The sequence below is a fragment of the Nocardioides sp. NPDC054178 genome (assembly GCF_055585005.1).
Genome location: NZ_JBVJKY010000006.1, coordinates 186499 through 203467, shown reverse-complemented (window position 1 = coordinate 203467; position 16969 = coordinate 186499). Strand labels below are relative to the sequence as shown.

At 71.0% G+C, this 16969-nt stretch carries 13 protein-coding genes; 3 read left to right on the top strand and 10 right to left on the bottom strand.

What is annotated here, in order from left to right; translation table 11 throughout:
- Nucleotides 1–269: 269 nt before the first annotated feature.
- From ACZ6WN_RS21790 to ACZ6WN_RS21780, 3 genes are read right to left on the bottom strand one after another with little or no spacing between them, the layout of a single operon-like run.
- The gene (locus ACZ6WN_RS21790; RefSeq protein WP_465867525.1) at nucleotides 270–1469 is read right to left on the bottom strand and encodes an MFS transporter; all 1200 of its coding nucleotides are present in this window, start codon (nucleotides 1467–1469) and stop codon (nucleotides 270–272) included.
- 7 nt (nucleotides 1470–1476) lie between these two features.
- Nucleotides 1477–2373: an RNA polymerase sigma-70 factor gene (locus ACZ6WN_RS21785; protein ID WP_465867523.1), complete on the bottom strand. Its 897-nt coding sequence runs from the start codon at nucleotides 2371–2373 to the stop codon at nucleotides 1477–1479.
- Nucleotides 2370–2954, bottom strand: coding sequence for a carboxymuconolactone decarboxylase family protein (locus tag ACZ6WN_RS21780; protein WP_465867521.1), 585 nt, complete (start codon nucleotides 2952–2954; stop codon nucleotides 2370–2372). Before ACZ6WN_RS21780 ends, ACZ6WN_RS21785 begins: the two co-directional genes overlap by 4 nt.
- Before the next feature lie 95 nt (nucleotides 2955–3049).
- Between ACZ6WN_RS21780 and ACZ6WN_RS21775 the strand changes: the two genes are divergently transcribed.
- Nucleotides 3050–3793 carry an NUDIX domain-containing protein gene (locus ACZ6WN_RS21775; protein ID WP_465867519.1) on the top strand — a complete coding sequence of 248 codons (744 nt, stop codon included), beginning with the start codon at nucleotides 3050–3052 and terminating at the stop codon, nucleotides 3791–3793.
- 10 nt (nucleotides 3794–3803) lie between these two features.
- Here the strand turns inward: ACZ6WN_RS21775 and ACZ6WN_RS21770 are convergent, their stop codons facing one another.
- The 3 genes from ACZ6WN_RS21770 to ACZ6WN_RS21760 all read right to left on the bottom strand — a co-directional run bounded on the left by ACZ6WN_RS21770 (nucleotide 3804) and on the right by ACZ6WN_RS21760 (nucleotide 11479).
- Nucleotides 3804–7220, bottom strand: coding sequence for a glycosyl hydrolase (locus tag ACZ6WN_RS21770; RefSeq protein ID WP_465867517.1), 3417 nt, complete (start codon nucleotides 7218–7220; stop codon nucleotides 3804–3806).
- A 14-nt stretch (nucleotides 7221–7234) separates the two neighbouring features.
- A complete protein-coding gene (locus ACZ6WN_RS21765; RefSeq protein WP_465867516.1) occupies nucleotides 7235–10429 on the bottom strand; it encodes a family 78 glycoside hydrolase catalytic domain in 3195 nt (1064 codons plus the stop codon).
- Nucleotides 10430–10549: 120 nt separating this feature from the next.
- A complete protein-coding gene (locus ACZ6WN_RS21760) occupies nucleotides 10550–11479 on the bottom strand; it encodes an EamA family transporter (RefSeq protein WP_465867514.1) in 930 nt (309 codons plus the stop codon).
- Between the two features lie 73 nt (nucleotides 11480–11552).
- Here ACZ6WN_RS21760 and ACZ6WN_RS21755 point away from each other — a divergent pair, with 73 nt between their 5' ends.
- A complete protein-coding gene (locus tag ACZ6WN_RS21755; protein ID WP_465867512.1) occupies nucleotides 11553–12464 on the top strand; it encodes a LysR family transcriptional regulator in 912 nt (303 codons plus the stop codon).
- Here ACZ6WN_RS21755 and ACZ6WN_RS21750 read toward each other — a convergent pair.
- The 4 genes from ACZ6WN_RS21750 to ACZ6WN_RS21735 form a co-directional block, all read right to left on the bottom strand.
- Nucleotides 12437–13396, bottom strand: coding sequence for a co-chaperone YbbN (locus ACZ6WN_RS21750; RefSeq protein ID WP_465867510.1), 960 nt, complete (start codon nucleotides 13394–13396; stop codon nucleotides 12437–12439). The two genes, ACZ6WN_RS21755 and ACZ6WN_RS21750, sit on opposite strands and share 28 nt — an antisense overlap.
- Before the next feature lie 56 nt (nucleotides 13397–13452).
- Nucleotides 13453–13959 carry a PH domain-containing protein gene (locus tag ACZ6WN_RS21745; protein WP_465867508.1) on the bottom strand — a complete coding sequence of 169 codons (507 nt, stop codon included), beginning with the start codon at nucleotides 13957–13959 and terminating at the stop codon, nucleotides 13453–13455.
- A gap of 204 nt (nucleotides 13960–14163) precedes the next feature.
- Nucleotides 14164–15129, bottom strand: a complete 966-nt coding sequence (gene meaB, locus ACZ6WN_RS21740) for a methylmalonyl Co-A mutase-associated GTPase MeaB (protein WP_465867506.1) — start codon at nucleotides 15127–15129, stop codon at nucleotides 14164–14166.
- A 12-nt stretch (nucleotides 15130–15141) separates the two neighbouring features.
- Complete coding sequence (locus tag ACZ6WN_RS21735) at nucleotides 15142–16329, bottom strand: acetyl-CoA C-acetyltransferase (RefSeq protein WP_465867504.1); 1188 nt, start codon at nucleotides 16327–16329, stop codon at nucleotides 15142–15144.
- A gap of 144 nt (nucleotides 16330–16473) precedes the next feature.
- Here ACZ6WN_RS21735 and mce point away from each other — a divergent pair, with 144 nt between their 5' ends.
- Complete coding sequence (gene mce / locus ACZ6WN_RS21730; RefSeq protein WP_465867502.1) at nucleotides 16474–16935, top strand: methylmalonyl-CoA epimerase; 462 nt, start codon at nucleotides 16474–16476, stop codon at nucleotides 16933–16935.
- The last annotated feature ends 34 nt before the right edge of the window (nucleotides 16936–16969 follow it).

Below are 16969 nucleotides of genomic sequence, written 5' to 3'. Positions count from 1 at the left end.
ACCACCGGTCCACGACACAGACCCCCAAACGCCGCCAGCGAAGCCGGCGCCCGCAGGGCACCCTTGACGCCGGACCAGATCGAGAAGACCCTCAAAGAACGGGTCGGCGGCCCAGACCAGCCCCGAAGAACGGTCACGAAACAGATGGTCTCGACAAGCTCGACCACAAGAATGCCGAGTCGGCGCATCTTGACCGGCTCGCTCGCTTCGCTTCGCGAGACACCGGTCAAGATCCGCCGACTCGGCAGGGTTACCAGAGAAGCGAGTCCTCACCGCTCGAGAGACGCCAACGCAGCCCCCGCAAGCATCCCGGCAACCACGACAGTCCCCGCGAGAACCCAGTAGAGCGCGTCGTACCCGCCGAGCACAGCAGCAAGCGCAGCCCCGACAGCCGGAGCGAGCGCACCCGCGACCCCGGCAGGAGCCGAGTAGACCCCGTTGAGCGCGGCGTACCTCTCCGGCCCCCACACGTCGCTGACGACGGTCGCGGAGATGAGCGTGTAGAGCCCGCGGGCGGTGCCGGTGAGCACGGCGGCGACGATCATCACCCAGCCGACCGCGGGCAGCAACGGAAGCAGGGCGACCGAGGCGGCGAACCACAGCACTCCCCCGATCATCCGGGCGCGGACGCCGAAGCGCCGCGCGAGCATCGGGTAGAACGCCCGCCCCGCGACCTGGCCGGCCCCGCTGAGCCCGAGGGCCCAGGCGGCGGTGGTCGCGCTCAGCCCGTGCTCGACGAGGAACGGCACCAGGTGGACGATCGAGGCGAACACGACCATCGAGACCAGGGTGCCCGCGAGGGTGAGCAGCACGAACCGACGGCTCCGCAGCACGTCCCGGTCCCGCACTAGTCGACCGTCCTTGCTCGGGGCCGTCGGCACCCAGGCAAGATCGAGCACGACGACGCTCGGCACGAAGGTCAGCACGACAAAGGCGCCGGCCAGGATCACGTACGTCCACCGCCACTCCACCCACCCCGCCAGCGCGTCGGTGAGCGGCGCGAAGATCGTCGAGGCGAAGCCACCGGCGAGGGTGAGCGTCGTGATCGCATCGACCCGCCGCGTACCGAACCAGTGGGTCAGCGCCGCGAAGGCCGGCGGGTAGAAGGTTCCGGCCGTCGAGAGCCCGACCAGCAGCCAGCCCAGGGCGAAGATCCAGAAGGAGGGCGCAGCGGCGACCACGAGCAGCGATACCGCCCCCAGCAGGCTGGCCCCGGCCATCACCCATCGTGGTCCGAAGCGCTGGATGACCCGCCCCACCGGAATGCCCGCCACGGCCCCCACGAGCGTGCCCGCGGAGAAGGCGGTGGTGATCGCGGCCGCCGACCACCCGGTGGAGTCGACGATCCGCGGCTGCAGGACGGTGAAGGCGTAGTAGAGGACGCCGTACGCCGCCGTGACCGTCACGCAGAGTGTGACCAGCACCGCGACCAGCGGCCGGCCCTCGACCGGAGGTTCGTCCGCTACCACTCCTTCGTCAGCGTTCCAGATGGATCTGTTCGGCGACGCCGCTGAGCTTGGAGGGGTTGCGTACGTAGTAGAGGCCGGTGACCAGACCGTCCTCGACGTGCAGCGTGACGACGCCGTCGACCTCCTCGCCGAAGTAGAGCAGCATCCCGGGGGCGCTGTTGACGCTGGTGAGCTCGAACCTGGGGACGCCGTACTTCGTCGCCAGCCCCGCGAAGAACCGCAGGACCTTGTCCGCGCCGTGGATCGGGTTGCGGGCCGCCTGCACCACACCGCCGCCGTCGGAGAAGAGCACGACGTCGGGAGCCAGCACGTCCAGCAGCGACTGCAGGTCGCCACCGGTCGCGGCGTCGCGGAACCGCTCCAGCGCGTGGCGCGCCTCGGCCGCGGAGACCGACTCGCGCGGGCGTCGCTCGGCGACGTGGTCGCGGGCACGGTGGGCGATCTGCCGCACCGCGGCGGGCGACTTGTCGACGGCTGCCGCGATCTCGTCATAGCCCAGCGCGAAGACCTCGCGCAGCACGAAGACCGCCCGCTCGGTCGGTGAGAGCGTCTCCAGCACCAGCAGCACCGCGGTCGAGAGCGAGTCGGCGAGCTCGGCGTCCTCGGCGACGTCCGGCGCGGTCAGCAGCGGCTCGGGCAGCCACGGACCGACGTACGTCTCCTTGCGGCGCGACAGCGTCCGGATCCGGTTGAGCGCGAGCCTGGTCGTGATCCGCACCAGGTAGGCGCGGTGGTCGCGCACCTCCTCCAGCGGCACCGCAGCCCAGCGCAGCCAGGTCTCCTGGAGCACGTCCTCGGCGTCGGCGGCCGAGCCGAGCATCTCGTAGGCGACCGTGAAGAGCAGGTTGCGGTGGGCGACGAAGACCTCCGTCGCGGCCTCGCTCGTCGGCTGGGGCTCGCTCATGTCGCCGACCCTACCGACGCGGGAGCGAGCGGGACCTCGCAGACGTCGGAGTAGCCCTGGCTCTGCAGCCCGGCGGCCGAGTTGAAGCGCGAGCGCATGTTCTCCAGCGCGATCATCTGGGTCAGCTCCACCATCGCCTCGGTGCCCAGCTCGGCCAGCAGGCCCGCGACCATGTCGTCGGTCACGGCCATCGGCGTGGACGACATCGCCTCGGCGTACTCGATGACCTTCCGCTCGGTCGCGTCGAAGACGTCGGCGGTGCGCCACACCTGCACCTGGCTGATCTTGGCGAGGTCGAGGTCCTCGTTGTGGGCGAGGTAGTAGCCGAAGTCGAGGCACCAGCTGCACCCGATCGTGCTCGCCGCGGCCAGCTCGGCCAGCGACTTGTACGTCGGGTCGAGCGCCTTCCACCTCCCTACCTTGGACTCGAAGCCCATGACCGCCCGCAGCAGCGGCTTGTGGTGGAAGTAGACGTAGCCGACATCGGGGACCTCGCCGTACATCTTCCTGCTCACCCGCCTCACCACCGCTCCGTAGAGACCGGTCAGCTCCGCCTTCGGGATCCGGAATGTGCTGGGCATCGTCGCCCTCCTCTTTCTGGGGTCGAGCATCTCGTCACCATCCAGACACCGACAACCGCCGGGATGTGACAGCGCGGCTCGCTAGGGTTGGTCGCGTGAGCGAGCCAGAGACGACGACGGTGGCGGAGGGCGTTGCCCGGATCGAGTGGGCCGCGGGCGAGGCCGTCGATGTCGTACGCCGCGAGGTGGCGGCCGCGCTGCTCACCCATCATCGGGTGGAGGCGCTGATCGACCCGCAGGACCCGTCCGAGCAGCGGACCGCGACCTGGTCGGGCCTCCACCGCGAAGGCCTGCTCCGGGGCGTGGCCGGCGGCCAGGACCGGATGCTCTACGCCCGCGTCGCGAGCGACGCCCCGGTGGAGGCCCCCGAGGGCTTCCGGGCGCTGCTCAACTCCTTCCTCCCGCGCAAGCGCGCGATCGGGCAGATGCTGGTGCGCGACGCCGAGGAGCGCGTGCTGATGTGCCAGCTGACCTACAAGAAGGACTGGGACCTGCCCGGCGGGATCGTGGAGGTCGGCGAGTCGCCGAAGCTGGCCACCACCCGCGAGATCGAGGAGGAGCTCGCCCTGGTCCTCCCCGCCGGCGACCTGCTGATCACCGACTGGCTGCCGCCGTGGGGCGGCTGGGACGACGCCGTCTGCCTGGTCTTCGACGGCGGCGTCCACCCGTCCTCGATCCTCGAGCGGACCACCCTCCAGCCGCGCGAGATCCGCTCGGTGGCGTTCTGCACCCTCGACGAGGTCCGCGAGCGGGCCGCCGACTTCACCGCGCGCCGGGTCGAGGCCGCGCTGGCAGCGCTGAAGGGCGGCCCGACCTATACCGAGTCGGGCCGCCCCTAGCTTCGCTACGTCACCTCGCAGGGGTCAGCTTCGCGACGACCTCCGCCCGCGGACGCAGGCTGACCGGCCCGAGCAGACCGGAGGTCGGCGGGACCTGGTTGGCCTTGCCACGCTGGTTCAGCAGCGTGTTGGTGACCCGGACCTCGATCGTGTTGGCACCGGCACGCAGCGCCTCGGTGGCGTCGATGACGTACGGACGCCACAGCGCCCGCGGCAGCACGACCCCGTTGATGGTGACCTGCGCGATGTCGTGCACCTCGCCGAGGTCTAGCAGCATCCGACGGCCGGCCAGGTCGGCGGCGGTGACGTCGACGGAGGTGCGGTAGGTCGCGCTTCCGGAGAAGCGGGGATCGATGGTCGTCCACGATCCCAGCGGCCGGGTCTGCTCCGTCTCGCCCTCCCGCTCGAGCCTCACCGTCCACGGACCGTCCAGCGCGATCGGCGCCAGAGAGTCGGTCACCGTGGCCTCGCCGCGGTAGGTCCGCTGCCCGTCCTTGCCGGTCAGCGTCGTGGTCCCCGGCCCGTCGAGGAGGACGGTCGCCTCGAGCGACTTCCCGCTCCGGGCCACCGACTCGGCCACCTGGTCTCCGACCAGGTGCGCGCCCGCCTTGGTGCCCTTCCGGAAGACGATCGCCAGCGTCTCGTAGGGGTCGAGGCGCAGCGGCACGGTGGTCTCCTCGCGCCCGCCCTCGTCGTACGCCGCGGCGGCCTCGGTGCTGCCGTCGCGCGGGTCCCAGATCTCCGGCACGCCGTCGACCGGGAGGGTCGCCGAGGTGCTGATCGCCTGGTCGCTCTCGTTGTTGACCAGGAACGCGACGTCCCCGTCCCGTCCGGTACGCAGCACCCGCACCGCCGGCGCGGCGGGGCTGAGCTCGGCGGCGGAGACACCGGCGGCGGCCGCCAGCCCACCGAGAGCATCGGCGTCGGACACGACCGCGACCGAGCCGTCCCCGGCCCGGGTCCATCTGTCGGCGGCGCCGGTGAACAGCGAGCGCAGCTCCCGGTCCAGCGCGGCGTCGCGACCGCCGGCCTCGCGCTCCGGCAGCGGCCCGACGGCCACCACCCGCCCGCCGCCGCGCACGAACTTCTTCAGGGTCTTCGCCGTCTCCAGGTCCAGCACCGGCGTCGTCGGCAGCACCAGCATCCGGTAGCTCGCCTCGCCGACCTTCAGCTCGCCGTCGTCGGAGCGCGCCTGGTAGCGCGTGCCCGGGTCGCCGGAGAGCGAGCCGTCGCTGAGCAGGTCGAAGTCGACCTGGCCGCGCTCGAGGGCGAAGGCGGCCCCGCTGAGGGCGTCGTCGAGCTGGTGCTCGGCGTCGGTGGTGCGGGTCTGCTCGGCGGCCCGCTGCGGCTGCACCACGGCGGTCCGGGCGAGCGAGTCGCCCCGGCCGACCTCCATGACCCGGCCGATCCACGCGTCCACGTCGCCCATCGCGTCCCAGTAGGTGCTGCTGGGCCCGAACGGCGGCGCGAAGTAGACCTGCTTCTCGTCGGTCCACATCGCGTGCAGGGCGGTGAAGTTGGCCCCACGTACGGCGAGGGCACCGATCGTGGCGTGCATGAACTCCGGGGCGACACCCCAGCCGGAGTTGCCGAAGACCTCCACCAGGGCACGGTCCGCACCGCTCTGGTGGGCCGCCGAGGAGGCGTTGCGCATCAGGGTGGTCTGCTTGCCCGCGGTGTAGTCGGCGGTGATCATGTCGGTGCCGGGGACCTGGGCGTACTGGTTGTTCTTGGTCAGGTCGCCGGTGCTGTGCATCCGCTGCTGCGGACCCTCCTCGTCGAGCAGCGGGTTGGTGATCAGCTGGAGCCCGTGCTCGCCCATCCACTCGGCCTGGCGCTGGTAGTAGTTGGTCGCGAACGAGTCGTTCACCGCGCGCCAGTACGTCCCGGAGTACTCCTCACCGGTGCGGCCGAGCTGGTCGGAGGCGGCGGTGTACGCGACACCCGGGGACCCGCCCGCGCCCTCGATCAGATCCTCGAGGCCGTCGGACCAGGCGAGCCGTTTGAACGGCCACGGCTCGGCCGAGGAGATGAACGGCTCGTCGTCCCAGAAGCCCGGGACCACCGTGCCCATCGCCCACCCGAAGCGGCGTACGTACTGACCCTGCACCACCTCGAGCAGCCGGTCGGTCGCGTCGGGGTCGAGCAGGTTGAGGTAGCCGCGGTGGTAGCCGCTGGTGTCGTCGACCAGCGTCGTGTGGGCGAAGGTGTCCACCTGCCAGCGCCCCGCCGGAACCGTCCAGGAGCCGTCCTCGAGGTTCGGGGTGAGCTCCACCAGGTCGCCGCCGTCGGTCGATCCCGCGGGTCGCGCAGCCGCCGCGACGGTGTCGTCGAGTCGCACCAACGGGCCGCTGAAGTCGCCGATCGCCTCGCTGTCGTCGAAGGTCTCCGACCACAGCGTCGCGCCGGCCGGGTCCGTCACGCCCAGCTCGCTCCACTGCAGCCGCTGCAGACCCTCGACCGCGTCCTCGACCCCGACACCGCCGAACTCGGCGCTGACCGCCGGGGCGCCCGTCGCGTACGTCGCGTCGGTCGCCACCGGCTGGACCGTCTTGTTGATGACCGGCCGGATCTGGTCGCCGGAGACGGTCACGCTGATCGTCTGCTCCCGGCGCCAGGAGAACCCCGGCGTGTTCACGCCGGTGGTGAGCCGGGTCCGTGAGTCGCCGTCGAGGCGCCAGACGCTCGCCTTGCCCTTCACGTCGACGTCGACGAGGTAGCCGCGGCTGCCGTCCTCGGAGGCGCGTACGACGAGCTGGGCTCCGGAGGCGGTCAGCGTGACCTTCCCGGTGACGGTGTAGTCGCTCCAGCTCGCGCCGGCGCTGATCGGGTGCGCGCCCTCACGGATGGCGCCGTCGACGACGAGGCGTCCGCCCTCGACGCTGAGGCCGCTGGACTCGGCCGGGTCGATCGTGGCCGGGCCCTCGACGACCCGGGTCGAGCGCTGCAGCGCCTTCAGACGCAGCTCGGGGCTCGGCTCGTAGGTCTTGTCCCCGACCGTGCCGCCGTTGGCGATGATGCCGCCGGCCTTGCCGCTGGGGAAGTTGCTGTCGTTGAACAGCCAGATCCGCATCCCGGTGCGCTGCGCCTCCCGCAGGACGTGCTCGACGATGTCGAACCAGGCCTCGGTGAAGAACGCCGGCTGCATCTTGTCGCCGCCGTACGGGAAGAGGACCGCCTCATAGACGCCCTTGTCCCGCATCTCCGCCATCTGCGCGTCGACGACGTCCGGGGTCACGTTGCCCGTCCAGTACCAGTAGAACGCCGGGCGGCTGTCCTTCGGAGGGTCGGCGAAGGCCGCCGGGTCGAAGCCCCGGGCCGCGTTCGACGCCTGGGTGGCCACCGCGGGATCGGCAGGTACGGTGCCGAGCGCGAGCGACGTCGCCAGGGCCACCGTGCCGGCGAGAATGCCGGTGAGTCTGATCATGGTCCTTGAGTTCCTTACTCGGAGACGAACGTGTAGGTGCCGGTCCCGACCTCGAACTCGGCGAACCCGGAGACGGTCGAGGTGACCTTGCGGGCGCCTCGGGGCGCGGTGACCCGCTGGCCCTCGGCGACGGGCACCCGGACCGTCGCGGTGGTGTTCGGCGGGATCGTGGCGGTGAGCCGGACCGTGCCGTCGGTCCGGACCCAGGAGCTGGAGATCGTGCCCCGGACCGACTCGTAGGAGGACGCGGCCGACTCGACGTCACCGACGAGCGCGGGCTCGATCACGACCTTCTTCCAGGCCACCGAGTCCTCGGCCTGGCTGATGCCGGCGACCCCACCGGTGAACCAGGAGTCGATCGCGCCGAGCATGTAGTGGTTCTGCGAGGCGCCGGAGCTGGTCCAGCTCTCCGGCAGCGAGGTCGCACCGGCGGCGAGGAACTTGCCGTAGCCGACCCCGTCGTCGCGCTGCACCCAGTCGTGGAGCACGTCGTCGAGTCGTTCCCGGGAGAGCAGGTCGACGGCTGCGTACAGACCGATCTCACCGACGACGATGTGGTCCTGGGCGTCGCGGATCTGCTTCACGAACCGGTCCAGCACACCGGCGCGCAGATCGGCCGGGACGAGGTTCTCCTGGAGAGCCAGGGCCTGGCTGGCCTGGTCACCGTTGCCGTAGAGCCCGGTCTCGGGGTGGTAGAAGGTCGCGTGGAAGGCGGTGGCCACATCGGCGGCCTTCTTCTCGTACGCTGCCGCGTCGGCGTCGCGCCCGAGGGCGGCCGCGATCCGGCTCATGTGGGTGAGGATGCGGTGGTAGGCCCAGGTCTGGGTCAGCGCCGCAGGCGTGGCGGGTGAGGCCGGGGTGATCCAGTCACCGAGGCCGCCGGCGACGATGCCGCCGGTCGAGATCGAGGCCAGGTAGTCGGCGTACTCGACCATCTGCTGCCAGTGGGCGCGCATGGCGCTGTCGTCGCCGTACCACTGGTAGATCTGCCAGGACGAGACCGCCAGGGTCGCACCCCAGTTGGCGTCGTGCCGGAAGGCGCCGGCGAAGAGCGCGTCCTCCGGTGCGGTGGTGGGGATCAGCCCGTTGTCCTGCTGGGCGTCGACGACGTCCTGCAGCATCTTGCGGTAGTGCGCCTGGACGTCGTAGCCGTAGGCGAGGGTGTCGAAGACCAGGTTGGTCTGGTCGAGCCAGCCGAGCTTCTCGCGGTGCGGGCAGTCGGTGAAGACGGAGTACATGTTCGACTGCACCGAGCGATCGATGATCCGGTGGATCCCGGTCATCTGGGCATCCGAGGTGGTGAACGATCCGACCGCCCGGTCGGTGGCGCGCAGCACCTTTCCGGTCACCGACTCGGCGGTCGGCGGGGTGGTCAGGCCCTCGACCTGGAGGTAGCGGAAGCCGTGGTAGACGAACCTCGGGGTGAACGTCTCCTCGCCGGTGCCGGCCAGGGTGAAGCGGTCCCGGATGTCGCCGCCGACGCTGCCCTGGTCGACGGTGCCGTCGGCCTTGAGCTTCTCGGCCGGGCGCATGGTGATCGTCGTCCCGGCCGGTCCGCTGGTCGTCAGCTGCTGCCAGCCGGCGAAGTTGGTGCCGAGGTCGAAGACGTACGTCCCCGCCTTCGGCTCCGTGACGGCGACGGTCTCCAGGGTGTCGACCTCGCGGATCGGCGGGCTCTGCTGAGCCACCAGCTCCGGGTCGCCTGCCGGGGCGCCGATGTCGACCGCGTCGAGCCAGCCGGCACGGTCCGCGCCGGGCTCGTTCCAGGCACCGAGGTCGCGCCGGGCGTCGTGGTCCTCACCGCCGTACCAGTTGGAGAAGGTGACCTCGCCGAGGGCCGTCTTGAACGAGGAGCCGGTCGCGACCGTCTGGCGCCGGCCGTCGCGGTAGGTGATCTCGAGCTGTCCCATCGCCCGCGGGGCGCCGTGCCCGGCGGCCGCCTTCATGTAGCGCTTGGGGATCTCGGGGGTGTTGAAGACGTTGTAGATCCCGTTGCCGAGCTCGATGCCCCAGGTGTTGCCGCCCTTGCGGAGCAGTCTGGTGACGTCGTAGGTGGCGTACGGGACCCGCACGCTGTGCTCGGTGTTGCCGGGCTGCAGCAGGTCCTTCGAGACCGGCCGCCCGTTGAGCGAGACGTCGTAGACGCCCTCGCCGGTGACGTAGAGGCGCGCGGAGGCGACGTCACCGCGGGCGGTGAAGTCCTGGGCCAGCACCGGGAGCGCCTCCGGCGAGGTGTGCAGGTTGGAGACCGCGCTGACCTTCGTCCGCGGCCCGACCTTGGTGAACGTGGTGTCGTCGGCGGAGACCGAGACCTGGAAGTCGCGGGGGAAGTTCGGCGTGGTGCCGTAGTCGCTGGGCGCGTCCCACAGCGAGTAGAGCCGGACCGTGTCGATCGCCGTCGGCTCACCCAGGTCGATCGTGATCTCGATCGGCTGGTCCTGGACGTCGGTCTCGGGGTGGTAGTCGCTGCGGTAGCCGCGCGGGTCGTCCGCGGTGGTGACCTTGCCGTCGGTCAGGTAGGCGGGGTCCCACACGCCCGGCTCGGAGTTCTCCTCGGAGACCGTCACGGTGGCGCCCTCGGCCAGGTTGTCCCCGTCGATGCCGTTGCTGACCTCGATCTCGCCGAGCTCGAGGCGCGGCTTCCACTCCGGGTCGTCCAGGGGCTCACCCGGTCGGCCGAGGTCTACCACGGTCAGCCGTACGTAGCGGGCTTCCTGCGCGCCGATGCCGACGTCCTGGTGGAGCGGGGCGGCCCACCGTCGGTCGGTGATCCACTCCCCCTGCCAGTCGGACTCGTCGAGCAGACCCATCTCGAAGGAGGCGGGCCGGCTCCACTCGCTGGCCCGGCCGGCGGCGTCCCACACGCGGACCTGCCACACCGCCTGGTCGCGCGAGCCGAGGCGGTCGCCGGCGTAGGACGTCGCCATCGCGGCGGACCGGACCCGGCCGCTGTCCCACAGGTCCGGTCTGCCCAGCCGGCCGCGGGTGGAGGCGACCCGGACCTGGTAGGCCGTCTGTCGCGCGAACCCGGCACCGTCTCGCCACTGCAGGTCAGGGGTGACGTCGTCGATGCCGATCGGCTCGCTCACCCCTCCGACGCTGAGCCGCACCGGGGCGGCAACCCCGTCGGACGGGTCGCTCGCGACCGCCGCGGACGGCATCAGACCGACCGCGGATGCCACCAGCGCAAGGGTGACCAATGCTCTCATCGAGGCTCCTGAAACGATTCAATTCGGTAGGAACCTCAGTATGACCGACGTCACACCTCTGGCGGGAGCCCCTCGGGCCGACTGACCGCATGCGGCCACCGCGACCCGACCGGGCTCCGCTCAGCGGCGCCTGCCGCTCTCGACGAGGTCCGGGAGCGGCTCGACGCCGCGCGACCGGGGCAGCCGCACCACGCCCTGCGCGACGAGCGCACCGATCACCAGCAGCGCACCACCGGCGAGCTCGCCGGCGCTCGGCACCTCCCCGAGCAGCAGCCATGCCGAGCCGATCGCGACCGGCGGCACCAGCAGGATCCACGGCACCACCGACGACGCCGGGTGTCGTGCGAGCAGCGAGTTGAAGATCCCGTAGCCGACGAACGAGGCCAGCACCACCGTGTAGGCCGTGGACACGAGCGCCTCCCAGCCGAAGGCGGCCACCCCCTCGCGGACCCCGTCCGGACCGTCGAGGACCAGCGAGAGCGCGAGCAGCGGGAGCGGCACGACCAGCGCTGACCAGACCGTCAGCGAGAGCCCGCCGGGCACCTTGGCCGCCCGCGAGATCACGTTGCCGATCGCCCACGACAGCGCGGCGAGCAGGCACAGCACCAGCGCGACGACGGGCACGTGGCCGCCCCGCCCGAGCGCCACCACGACCAGCCCGAGAGCGCCGGCGACGACGCCGACCACCTGCATCAGGGTCGGCCGCTCGCGCAGCACACCGGCCGCGATGACGATGGTGAGCACGACCTGGGCCTGGAGCACGAGGCCGGCCAGCCCGGGCGGCATCCCGACGGCCATGCTCGTGTAGAGCAGCCCGAACTGGCCCAGGCTCATGAAGATGCCGACCGCCGCCACGACCCGCCACGACGCCTTCGGCCGCGGGAGCAGGAAGACGGCCGGGAAGGCGACCAGGAAGAACCGCACCGCGACCAGGAGCAGCGGCGGCACGGTCTGCCCGTCGCGCGGCGCCAGACCCCAGTCGATGACGACGAAGTTGAAGCCCCACAGGACGGCGACGAGGACGGCGAGCAGCGAGTCACGGCGATTCACACTCACCAGGATGAAGCCCAGAACCATGAAGCACCAGCGAATGCTTCTTCATCCGATGACGTAGCATCGCTTCATGATCGATCTAGCCGCCCTGGTCGCCCTGCGCACCGTCGACACCCACGGCTCGGTGGTGGCGGCCGCCGACGCCCTGGGCTTCACGCCCAGCGCCGTGTCACAGCAGGTCAAGCGGCTCGAGCGGCAGGTCGGCGTACCTCTTCTGGAACGGATCGGGCGCGGGGTCATGCTCACCCACGCCGGCCGCCACCTGGTCGAGGAGGGGTCGCGGCTGCTCGCCGACATGGAGTCGCTGGAGTCGGGGCTGCACGAGCAGGCGACGACCGTGGCCGGCCGGCTGCGGCTGACCGCCTTCTCGACCGCGATGCGCGGGCTGGTCGCACCGGTGGCGGGCCAGCTCCGCGTCGCCCATCCGGAGCTGGCGCTCACCCTCTCCGAGCGCGAGCCGTGGGACACCGTCGACCTGGTCGCCACCGGTCACAGCGAGATCGGCGTCGTCCACTCCTGGGGTGACGTGCCGCTCTCCATCCCCGACCACCTCGTCACCACCGAGCTCCACCGCGACATCGCCGACGTGATCGCCCATCGTGACCATCCGCTGGCCCAGCTGGCCAAGGTGACCCCGCACGACCTCGTCGCCGAGGACTGGATCGCGACGCCGGACGGCACGATCTGCCGGCAGTGGCTGAACCGGATGTACGCCGGCACCGGCCAGCTACCGCGGATCGCGCACGTCTCGATGGAGTTCGACAGCCATCTGGCCCTGGTGCGAGCCGGGCTCGGGATCGCGCTCGTCCCGCGCATGGGGCGTGCGGCGCTGGGTGAGGACCTGGTCGCCGTACGCGTCGTCGACCCGGTCCCCACGCGCGAGATCCTCGCGCTGCACCGGCGCACGATGGCCGCCTCGCCGGCGGTCACCGCCGTGCTGTCGGCGCTGGTGAATCAGAACAGGGCCGAGGCCAGCGACTGACGGCCCTTGAGCACCCGCTCGTCGTCGTTGCCGACCGCGGCGAAGAGCCCCAGGAGGTGCTCGCGCGCCTTGTTGCGCTCATCCCCCGACGTACGCCGCACCAGCTCGACCAGCCGGACGAAGGAGTCCTCGACGTGGCCGCCGAGCAGGTCCAGGTCGGCGACGAGGGTCTGCGCGTCGACGTCGTCGGGCGCGGCCGCCGCGGCGGCACGGGCCGCGTTGAGGTCGACCCCCTGGGTCCGCTGCAGCACCTTGGCCATCGCCAGCCCGGCGGCAGCCTCGGAGTCGGCGGGGTTGGAGGCGATCAGCTTCTCGTACTCGGCCACGGCCGCGTCGATGTCGCCGCGCTCCAGCGCGTCCTGGGCCGGGGCGTAGCGCGGGTCGAGCGCGGGCTCCTCCCCGTCCTCGCTCGCCGCGGCGCCACCGAGGGCGTTGGGCTTGTGCCGCCCGCCGATCCCCTGGGTGGTGAGCTGCTGTCCGAGCTGCTGGAAGACCGTACGCAGCTCCTCGAGGGCGAGCGCGCCCGGGATCGGCTGGGTGACCGGCCGGCCGTCGAGCAGGATGTAGAGGAGCGGCACCTGGGGCACCTGCAGCGCCTGCGCGATCTGCGGGTTCTTGTCGATGTCGACCAGGCCGACCAGGAAACGGCCGTCGTACTCCTCCACGACCGTGGAGACGTCGCGCGCGTAGGTGACGCTCTCGGGAGCGCGGGAGGCGGAGTAGAAGACCAGGACGACCGGAGCGGTCATCGACGCCTCGAGCACCGACTGGAAGATCTGCTCGTCGACCTCGACGGTGTAGGAGCCGGCGCTCCGCCCCTGGGCGGGAGCCGCATCGGCCGGACCACCGAAGGCGGCGTCCTGTGCGGGCGTGGTGCTGGCGAGCCCGGAGAGGTCGACGGCTCCGGGACGGGAGAACGGCTGCTGCGTCATGTGGCAATCCTAGGGGCTCGGGGCAGGCACCGGCGCGGCAGCCACCCGACGCCGGCCTATCCCACGCTGCCGCGCAGACCGGCGCGCTGCACGACTCGCTGGATGGTCAGGTCCCGCTCGTTCGGCCGGCCGACGAAGTAGATGTTGTTGAGGCCCTGCTCCTGGGCGGCCGACTCGAAGACGAAGTGGCCGTAGTTGAAGATCTGGCCGGTGAAGGACTGTTTGACGGTGATGTCGAGAACTCGCGCCAGCGGCATGGTCGCCAGCTCGCTGGAGAGCACGCCATGGACGCGGAAGATGCGCATGTTGGTGACCACGAACCGGTCCCGGCTGACCACCAGCGCCCGCCAGAACGCGTGGCCGACCAGCGCGAAGGCGAGCAGCACGATGATCCAGGCGACGTTCATGTCGATCGTCGCCGCGACGATCATCAGCGCCAGCCCGAGGATCGCCTCGGCGACCGGGCGGAGGTAGGAGACCCAGTGATGGGTGACCTCGTCGACGACCACCTCACCTTCGTCACGAAGAAGGTGCTTGGAGATGTCGACACCGAAGAGGTTCACGGAGTCAACGATAGTGAGTTCTCGAAGCAGGAGTCGACAGAACAAGCCGTACGCCGGGACAACCTCGCCCGAGAAGTCGGTTTCTGAGCGCGAAAGGTCGGTTACTGACGCCGAGACGGCACTTGTCGAGAGCGAAAGGTCGATTCTCGACGCACACCCTGCCCGCTCGCCGCCAAGAACTGACCTCTCGGCGCCGAAGATCGACTACTCGGCGTCGGGAAACGACTTCTCGGCGAGGAGGGTGTCGGCGGCCGCATAGGGGTCGCGTGCGCCTTTGACCACATCCGCCGCCAGGGCGTCCAGGTCGCTTGCCGAGCCCACCGTCGACCATCGCGCGCGGAGGGTCTCGACGGCGATGGCCTCGACCTCGGCCCGGGCCCGTCGCGTACGCCGCAGCTCCAGCGCCCCGCTGGAGCGCAGCCACGCGCGGTGCTCGTCGAGGGCGCCGACGACCTCGGTCAGCCCCGTGCCGGACTGAGCGACGGCGGTGAGGACGGGCGGGGTCCAGGCCCCCTCGGGGCGGTCGGTCAGGCGCAGCATCCCGCGCAGGTCGCGCTGGACCTTGGACGCACCGTCGCGGTCGGCCTTGTTGACGACGTAGAGGTCGCCGATCTCCAGGATCCCGGCCTTCGCCGCCTGGATGCCGTCGCCCATGCCGGGTGCGAGCAGCACCACGGTGGTGTCGGCGAGGCCGGCGATCTCGACCTCGGACTGGCCGACGCCGACGGTCTCGACCAGCACCACGTCGAACCCGGCCGCGTCGAGCACCCGGATCGCCTGCGGCGCCGACCAGGCCAGCCCGCCGAGGTGCCCACGGGAGGCCATCGAGCGGATGAAGACACCCGGGTCGGTGGCGTGGTCGGTCATCCGGATCCGGTCGCCCAGCAGCGCGCCACCGGAGAACGGCGAGGACGGGTCGACGGCCAGCACCGCGACGGTGCGTCCCGCGGAGCGCAGCTCGCGGACCAGCGCGGAGGTGGTGGTCGACTTCCCCACGCCCGGCGCCCCGGTGAGCCCCACGATGTGGGCGTTCCCGCCGTGAGGCGCGAGCGCGGCCATCACCTCGCGGAGCCGCTCTCCCCCGCCGACGGGGGCGTTCTCGACGTACGACACCAGCCGCGCGACCGCCCGGGGCTCACCGCCCCGGGCGCGCGCGACCAGGTCGCTCACATCAGAGATGGCTCAGCCCTTGGGCACACGCACGATCAGGGCGTCGCCCTGACCGCCACCGCCACACAGCGCGGCCGCACCGGTGCCACCGCCGCGGCGCTTGAGCTCGTGGGCCAGGTGGAGCACGACCCGGGTGCCGGACATGCCGACGGGGTGGCCGAGGGCGATCGCACCGCCGTTGACGTTGACGATCTCGGGGTCGAGGCCGAGCTTCTTGGTGGACTCGATGCCGACGGCGGCGAACGCCTCGTTGAACTCGACGAGGTCGAGATCGGCGGCGGTGATGCCCTCCTTCTCGAGGGCCTTGGCCGTGGCGTTGGCCGGCTGCAGCTGCAGCGAGGAGTCGGGGCCGGCGACCATACCGTGGGCGCCGATCTCGGCCAGCCACTCCAGACCCAGCGACTCGGCCTTCTCCTTCGACATGACCACGACGGCGGCAGCGCCGTCGGAGATCTGCGAGGCGGAGCCGGCGGTGATGGTGCCCTCCTTGGAGAACGCCGGGCGCAGCTTGCCGAGCGACTCGACGGTGGTGTCGCCGCGTACGCCCTCATCGGCGCTGACCACGACCGGGTCGCCCTTGCGCTGCGGGATCGAGACCGGGACGATCTCGTCGTCGAAGACGCCGTTCTTCTGGGCCGCGGCGGCGCGCTGGTGCGAGGTGGCGGCGAAGGCGTCCTGCTCCTCGCGGGTCAGCTTCACGCCCTCGGAGTTGATCTGCTCGGTCAGCCCGCCCATCGCCTGCTGGGTGGCCTGGTCGAAGAGCGCGTCGTAGGCCATCGAGTCCACCAGCGCGGTGTCGCCGTACTTGAAGCCCTCGCGCGACTTCGGCAGCAGGTGCGGCGCGTTGGTCATCGACTCCATGCCGCCCGCGACGATGACCTCGGCCTCGCCGGCACGGATCAGCTGGTCGGCCATCGCGATGGTGTTGAGGCCGGAGAGGCACACCTTGTTGATGGTGATCGAGGGGATGTTCATCGGCAGCCCGCCGGCGATGCCGGCCGCGCGCGCCGGGTTCTGGCCGGCCCCGGCCTGGATGACCTGGCCCATGATCAGGTAGTCGACCTGCTCCGGCGAGACGCCCGCCTTCTCCAGGGCGCCCTTGATGGCGATGCCGCCCAGATCGGCCGCGGACAGGCTCTTCAGCCCGCCGAGCAGGCGGCCGATCGGCGTACGCGCCCCGGCGACGATGACGTTGGACATGGGTCCTCCAAGAATGTTGGGTGGTGCTGATCTGCCTTGAGGTTACTAATTAGTAACCTCAGTGGGAAGAGTGTTGAGCACAGCCTGATGTGGCTGTCATCACACATTGTGCCCGTTGCCCCCGACCTCAAGCAGAGTAGGCCCATGACATCCACTGCGAACACTGCCGGCATCCCACCGCACCTGTTCACCCAGATCGACCACGTCGGTCTCGCCGTCGCCGACCTGGACGCGGCGATCGACTTCTACGAGAAGACCTTCGGCATGAAGCTCGCCCACCGCGAGACCAACGAGGAGCAGGGCGTCGAGGAGGCGATGATCGCCATCGGCGACTCCGACAACAAGCTCCAGCTGCTCGCGCCGCTCAACGAGAACAGCACCATCGCCAAGTTCCTCGACCGCAACGGCCCCGGCATGCAGCAGCTCGCCTACCGGGTCACCGACGTGGAGCAGGTCTCCGCGATCCTCCGCGAGCGCGGCGTACGCCTCCTCTACGACGCACCGCGACGCGGCACCGCCGACTCCCGGATCAACTTCATCCATCCCAAGGACGCCGGCGGCGTCCTGGTCGAGCTCGTCGAGCCGGCCGCGAACCCCGCCCACTGAGCTCACCTCCCCGAGCCCACCACGGCACGTGAAC

Excerpts from the sequence above, each read along its gene's own strand:
- ACZ6WN_RS21785 (WP_465867523.1), bottom strand. The coding sequence starts at position 2,373 with ATGAGCGAGCCCCAGCCGACGAGCGAGGCCGCGACGGAGGTCTTCGTC.
- ACZ6WN_RS21780 (WP_465867521.1), bottom strand. The coding sequence starts at position 2,954 with ATGCCCAGCACATTCCGGATCCCGAAGGCGGAGCTGACCGGTCTCTAC.
- ACZ6WN_RS21770 (WP_465867517.1), bottom strand. The coding sequence starts at position 7,220 with ATGATCAGACTCACCGGCATTCTCGCCGGCACGGTGGCCCTGGCGACG.
- ACZ6WN_RS21765 (WP_465867516.1), bottom strand. The coding sequence starts at position 10,429 with ATGAGAGCATTGGTCACCCTTGCGCTGGTGGCATCCGCGGTCGGTCTG.
- ACZ6WN_RS21755 (WP_465867512.1), top strand. The coding sequence starts at position 11,553 with ATGATCGATCTAGCCGCCCTGGTCGCCCTGCGCACCGTCGACACCCAC.
- ACZ6WN_RS21750 (WP_465867510.1), bottom strand. The coding sequence starts at position 13,396 with ATGACGCAGCAGCCGTTCTCCCGTCCCGGAGCCGTCGACCTCTCCGGG.
- ACZ6WN_RS21735 (WP_465867504.1), bottom strand. The coding sequence starts at position 16,329 with ATGTCCAACGTCATCGTCGCCGGGGCGCGTACGCCGATCGGCCGCCTG.
- mce (WP_465867502.1), top strand. The coding sequence starts at position 16,474 with ATGACATCCACTGCGAACACTGCCGGCATCCCACCGCACCTGTTCACC.